This is a genomic window from Thermovibrio sp., from assembly GCA_015488335.1.
In the GTDB taxonomy this organism is placed as follows: domain Bacteria; phylum Aquificota; class Aquificia; order Desulfurobacteriales; family Desulfurobacteriaceae; genus Balnearium.
Genome location: WFNZ01000027.1, coordinates 1 through 5535, shown reverse-complemented (window position 1 = coordinate 5535; position 5535 = coordinate 1). Strand labels below are relative to the sequence as shown.

The 5535-nt window shown below is 41.1% G+C and carries 4 protein-coding genes and 3 tRNA genes; 4 read left to right on the top strand and 3 right to left on the bottom strand.

Translation table 11 applies throughout. From position 1 onward, the window contains the following. Together F8H35_RS03205 and F8H35_RS03200 are read left to right on the top strand one after the other, a co-directional pair. Positions 1-1484: Eco57I restriction-modification methylase domain-containing protein (locus F8H35_RS03205; RefSeq protein WP_472572132.1), on the top strand; the 1484-nt coding region annotated here is incomplete at its 5' end. Then, a complete protein-coding gene (locus F8H35_RS03200; RefSeq protein WP_472572131.1) occupies positions 1447-2142 on the top strand; it encodes a hypothetical protein in 696 nt (231 codons plus the stop codon). The genes F8H35_RS03205 and F8H35_RS03200, both read left to right, overlap by 38 nt. 81 nt (positions 2143-2223) lie before the next feature. Here F8H35_RS03200 and F8H35_RS03195 read toward each other — a convergent pair. The 3 genes from F8H35_RS03195 to F8H35_RS03185 all read right to left on the bottom strand — a co-directional run bounded on the left by F8H35_RS03195 (position 2224) and on the right by F8H35_RS03185 (position 2472). After that, positions 2224-2300 (bottom strand) — tRNA-Met (locus tag F8H35_RS03195). A 4-nt stretch (positions 2301-2304) separates the two neighbouring features. Further along, positions 2305-2390: transfer RNA gene (locus F8H35_RS03190), tRNA-Tyr, on the bottom strand. Positions 2391-2395: 5 nt separating this feature from the next. Next, a tRNA-Thr gene (locus F8H35_RS03185) sits at positions 2396-2472 on the bottom strand. A 92-nt stretch (positions 2473-2564) separates the two neighbouring features. Between F8H35_RS03185 and F8H35_RS03180 the strand changes: the two genes are divergently transcribed. Then, a complete protein-coding gene (locus tag F8H35_RS03180) occupies positions 2565-3167 on the top strand; it encodes a hypothetical protein (RefSeq protein WP_472572130.1) in 603 nt (200 codons plus the stop codon). A gap of 24 nt (positions 3168-3191) precedes the next feature. Continuing rightward, on the top strand, positions 3192-5535 hold a 2344-nt coding region (locus F8H35_RS03175; protein WP_472572129.1), incomplete at its 3' end, for a glutamate synthase central domain-containing protein.

The following is a 5535-nucleotide window of genomic DNA, read 5'->3' as shown; positions in this document are numbered from 1 at the left end:
TCAAAAAGAAAAGGAAGAATTTAAAGAATCTTAAGAAAGAAATAAATCTACTTAAGGGAAAGAATTATATAGATAAAATTGCAGAGCAGTTAGGCATTGAAAGTCATCTTTTAAAAAGGCTTGATAAGCTTAATGACTTTCTTGAAAGAGACACTCTTAATGCTGATGATTTGAGAGAAATACTAAAACTCAAAAAAGATTTAATAAAGGTTTTATTGGCAATTTTAAATTCGGAAGGAGCAAGATTTTTATATGAGATTATCAAAGGAATTGACAGTAATTTATCGCAAAGATTAAATGAAAAGTTCGCTGTGCAATATAACATTAACCGGGATGATTTAGAGAAAATAAAGCCATTTCATTGGATAATGGAATTTCCTGATGTATTCGTAGACAAGAGAACTTTTGATATTGTGATAGGAAATCCGCCTTATGGAGCAAAATTGTCTCAACTTGAGAAGAAATTTTATAAGAGTTTTTCCACAAATACTAATACAGCTTCCTTATTTATAAAAAGAGCATGCTCTCTATCCAGATTTGTGTCTTTTGTTGTTCCTAAGTCTTTAACGTACTCAAGCGTATGGCAGAATGATCGAAAACTTATATTAAACGGTCTAATAGAGTGCATTGATGTAAGTACTGCTTTTAAAAACGTTAAGTTAGAACAAGTTATCTGTATTCTACGGTGTGATTTAACAACTAAACATTATCTTTCTGCTGGAATTATCAATGGAAGTGTTACAAATTTGGCAAGAATTGATAAAGAAGTTCCTAAGTTCATTGGGATTATTCTAACAAATATAGAAGATAAAGCCCTCAAGATTTTTAACTATATTAAGCGAAATTGTAAATTGAGACTATCGGATGTGGCATGGACATTTAGGGGAAAGGGATTACAGAGATATCTAAGGGATGAAGGAAACTTTGTCGTAATATCCGGTAGGAATATAAAAAGATATCAGATAGCCGGACAGTTGAAGTTCATTGATGAGGAATTCCTAAATAAAGATGAAGTAGAAAAGTTCATACAGCCTAAGCTTATCTTTCAAAATATTATTGCTCATATAAAGAAACCGTACGACCACATCAAGATATCAGGAACTTTTGATGGTGAAGGGTACATAACGTTAGATACAGTAAATAATGTTATTTCGTTGGATGAGAAGAATTATCCTCTTAAATTTTTATTAGGTTTAATGAATTCTGATTTTTTTAGTTGGTATGTTTACAGATTTGTTTACAATAAAGCAATAAGAACTATGCATTTTGATAATTACTTTTTTGAAAAAATTTTACTTCCTGATTTTAGTAGAAAAACTGTTGATTCTATAGTCAGTTTAGTAGACTCCTTGCTTTCTCGTTTTAATAGAGAAAAGTATCAACTTATAGAAAACTTAATTTTGCAAGCGTATAATATTGAGCCAGATGATTTATTTGAGATAGGATATGGGAAAGATTACGAGAATAAGAAGACAGAAGAATAATCCTAATAGATTATCTGTCTATATAGATGGGCAATTCTGTACAGGTATGGAAGAGAGAGTGTTTAAAGGCTTGAATCTTAAGGTGGGAGATGAGATAAATTGTGAAGAGTTAAAAAGAGAAGTTAAACTATTCTGGAAGAATAGATATAAGGACAAATGGAAGGAAGAAAAGAGTAGAATTTTGGCAGTTATTTATAAAATAAAAGAGCTTTTAAAAGAAGATATTGACTTTGAGATTTTTGGTTTTGGAGCTGGAAGTGATAAACTGATTGAAAGTCATCCTGTAGAAAAAGGTATTCCTGATTTAGCAGTTATATATAAGAAGGGGAAATTTAGCTATGTTTTACTCTTTATTGAAGTTACCGGAACTAACTTTCTGAGTAAGGAAGATGATTTATGGATAAGGCCAGATAAGTTTGAATTTGCTAAGAGACATTCTAATATGGATATTTGGATAGCTCATTACATAAATAATTTAGATTTGGTTAGGTTTATCTCTACTAAAAACTTATCAGGTTTGGGAAAACCTAAAGAAGTTGCGATAGGAAATAATAGGGAAATTTATCTTTCTATTTCAGTAAGTCATAAATCAGTTCAGAGCATAGAACAGTTCATTAAATACCTTCAAGAAAAAATAGACCGTATAAAGTCAACATAGGTTCGTTTATAAGTAAAGGATCTTAATGCTTTTGTATTTTGCAAATTGAAAAGATTTAAAAGATAAACCGGGAATTAAAGTTGGTTGCGGGGGCGGGATTTGAACCCGCGACCTCCGGGTTATGAGCCCGGCGAGCTACCAGACTGCTCTACCCCGCGTCAGTGGTGGAGGGGGCAGGATTCGAACCTGCGTAGGCGTAAGCCGGCGGATTTACAGTCCGCTGCCTTTGACCACTCGGCCACCCCTCCACGTATGGTGCCGGCTGAGGGAGTCGAACCCCCGACCTGGTGATTACAAGTCACCCGCTCTAGCCAGCTGAGCTAAGCCGGCACATCGTGGACGGTGAATAATATAGGAACAGCGGAGATAGTGTCAAGAGGTTCAGATATAATTCTCCACCCTAACAGGCAGGGAGATTGGCGATGGAGATACTGATTCTTGGTCCGGTTAAAGGTGCAGTTGAGAGGTTTACGGGGCTTGTAGAAGTTTCACAGCCCGATATCGTTATAACTATTGGTCCTCACGGTTTTGAGAAACCTGTGAGGATAGATAAAACTTGGTTCTACTGCAGGGGAGCTCACGATAACTTGGAAGTTCTGGGAAGGAGCTCCGGTACCGACTTCCTCTCCCGCCTTTTCAGAACAAAAGAGGGGCTTACGTTTAGCGGAATCAGCGGTGTTTACAACCCGTCAACAGCGAAATTCACAAGGACAGAGTGGGTAAAGGTTAAGGGGAAAATCGGAAAGAGCAAGCAGAACGCAATATTCAGGGAAGACGTTGAAGCTCTGATAGAGCTCTTTAAACGTTCAGGACTTGAAAGGCTTGACTTTCTTGTGATTGCAGACTCTCCAGAAAGGCCGGTTTTCAGGGAAGTTCTGGAAATAACAAAGCCCAGATACCTCTTCTACCCCTCTTCAGAGTATAGAAAAGAGAGAGTTGGAGATACTGTTTACGTTGGCTTAGAAGAGGTTGTTTCCCCCAAAGGCAAGTACATTTTCCGCTTTGATAGAATTGATTCTCAATAAATCAGCTTTAAGAGAGGAGAGACAATGGTTTATAGACACAAAGATTCCTGCGGTGTTGGATTCATAGCCTCGGTTAACGGAGAAAAGAGCTACGAGATAATAGATAAAGGATTAAAGGCTGTTACCAACCTCACCCACAGGGGAGCCGCCTTAGCAGATGGAAGAACGGGAGACGGTTCTGGAATTCTCTTTCAGGTTCCCCACCGGTTCTTCATCAAAGAGGCAAAAAGAATAAGGGGAGACTTTTCTGCCGAAAAGGTTACAGTTGGAACCTTTTTCCTAAAGGGAGATGTTGACGGAGCTCTCTCCCTCATAGAGAGTGAAGTTAAGGAAACCCTCGGAGATGCCGTTTTAAGGGAAGTTCCCGTTGATACAACCCAGTGTGGCGAAATTGCAAGGCGTTCAATGCCGGCCTTCTACCAGGTAATTGCTCCAGCGGGAGACAGGGTTGAGACTTACCTTTTAAGAAGAAAGTTGGAAAAGAAACTGGCGGAGCTCCACTCTGAAAACTACGTCGTCTCCCTCTCTTCAGACCTTGTTGCCTACAAGGGAATGCTCTTAGCTCCAGACCTTAAGAACTTCTTTTTAGACCTTCAAAATGAAAAGCTCTCCTCATCAATAGCCATCTTCCACCAGCGCTACTCAACAAACACGAACCCGGAGTGGAGACTTGCCCAGCCCTTAAGGCTCATAGCCCACAACGGAGAGATAAACACGATTACGGCAAACAGGAACTTTATTAAGGCCATTGAGCCCATTCTCTCCTCTCCCGTTCTCGGAGAGAGGATAAAAGAGGTTCTTCCCTTAGTTGAGTTCACTGAAAGCGACTCAGCCTCTTTAGACAGAGTCTTTGAGCTTTTAGTTGTCTGCGGAGTTGACCCTGCAACGGCAATAACCCTCTTAGTTCCACCGGCCTACGAGCTTTTAGACGACATAACAGACGAGGAGAGAGCTTTCTTCCAGTATGCCTCACTCCTTATGAAGCCGTGGGACGGTCCTGCGGCCATTGCGTTTACAGACGGAAAGGTGGTTGGCGGAAAGCTTGACAGAAACGGCCTTCGCCCTGCCAGATACGTTGTTACAGAGAGTGGTTTAGTTGTTTTCGGCTCTGAAGTTGGAATGGTTGACATTCCAGACGGGGAAGTCTCTCACTTTGGCCGCCTTATGCCGGGGGAGATTTTCGTTGTAGATACGGAAAGCGGCGAGATTAAGGAAAACTCTGAGGTTTTAAGGGAAATTGCCGACAAGTTCCTTGTTGAAAAGGAGGTTCGGCGGAAACTATACAGGTTAAAGGGTGAAAACTACGTTGAGCCAGAACCTTCAGAAAAACTCTCTAAAGAACTTGTTAAGTTCTGCTACTCAACTGAAGACCTTGAAGAAGTTGTTGAATATATGGCCGAGATGGGTAAAGAGCCCGTCTTCTCAATGGGAGACGATACTCCCCTTCCAAACCTCTTAGACAGGCCTTACCTCCTCTTTCGTCACTTCAAGCAGAGGTTTGCCCAGGTTACAAACCCTCCCATTGACCCCATAAGGGAAAAGGCCGTTATGAGTCTCAAGCTGAGGCTCGGTTCAAAGGTTAACTTCCTTGACCTCTCCGGAAAGCTCAAGCGGAGAATAGAGATAGACTCTCCCCTCCTCACTCCAACTGAGTTTGAGGAGATTAAAAACACCTCTTTCGTTCGGGTTAAAACTTTCAAGATGGAGTTTGAAAACTCCCTTAAAGAGGGGCTTGAGAACCTATTTAACTCTGTAAAAAGGGCGATAGAGGAAGAAGACGTTGAGATAGTGATTCTTTCAGACAGGGGTGTTAAATACCCGATTCCCTCTCTCCTTGCAGTTTCAGGCCTCTGCGCCTTTTTAGAGAGGGAGAAGCTCCTGCATAAAGTTTCAATAATTGTTGAAACCGGAGAGGTAAGGGATACCCACCAGACTGCTGCACTTGTGGCCTTTGGAGCTTCCGGCGTTTACCCCTACCTCGTCTTTGAGTACCTAAAGGCCAACGAGGTTGAGCTCAACAAACCTTACAAAGAACTTGAGAGGAACTATAAAGAGGCCATAAACGCAGGCCTTTTAAAGATTATGTCTAAGATGGGAATCTCGGTTATCTCCTCCTACCACCGCTCACACCTCTTTGACATTGTAGGGATAGGAAGAGAGGTTGTTGACGAATACTTCCCTCACACGGCTTCTCCAATAGGTGGTATAGGGCTTGAGGAGATTGAAGCTGTTGTAAGGGAAAGGGTTAAGCAGGCGGAAGAAAAAACTGAGCCGGAGCCTTCAGGGGAGCTCCGCTTCCGCCCCGGCGGTATCTACCACTCCTGGAGCCCGAAAGTTGTTCGCGGAATCTTTAAGGCTGCAAGGAGCG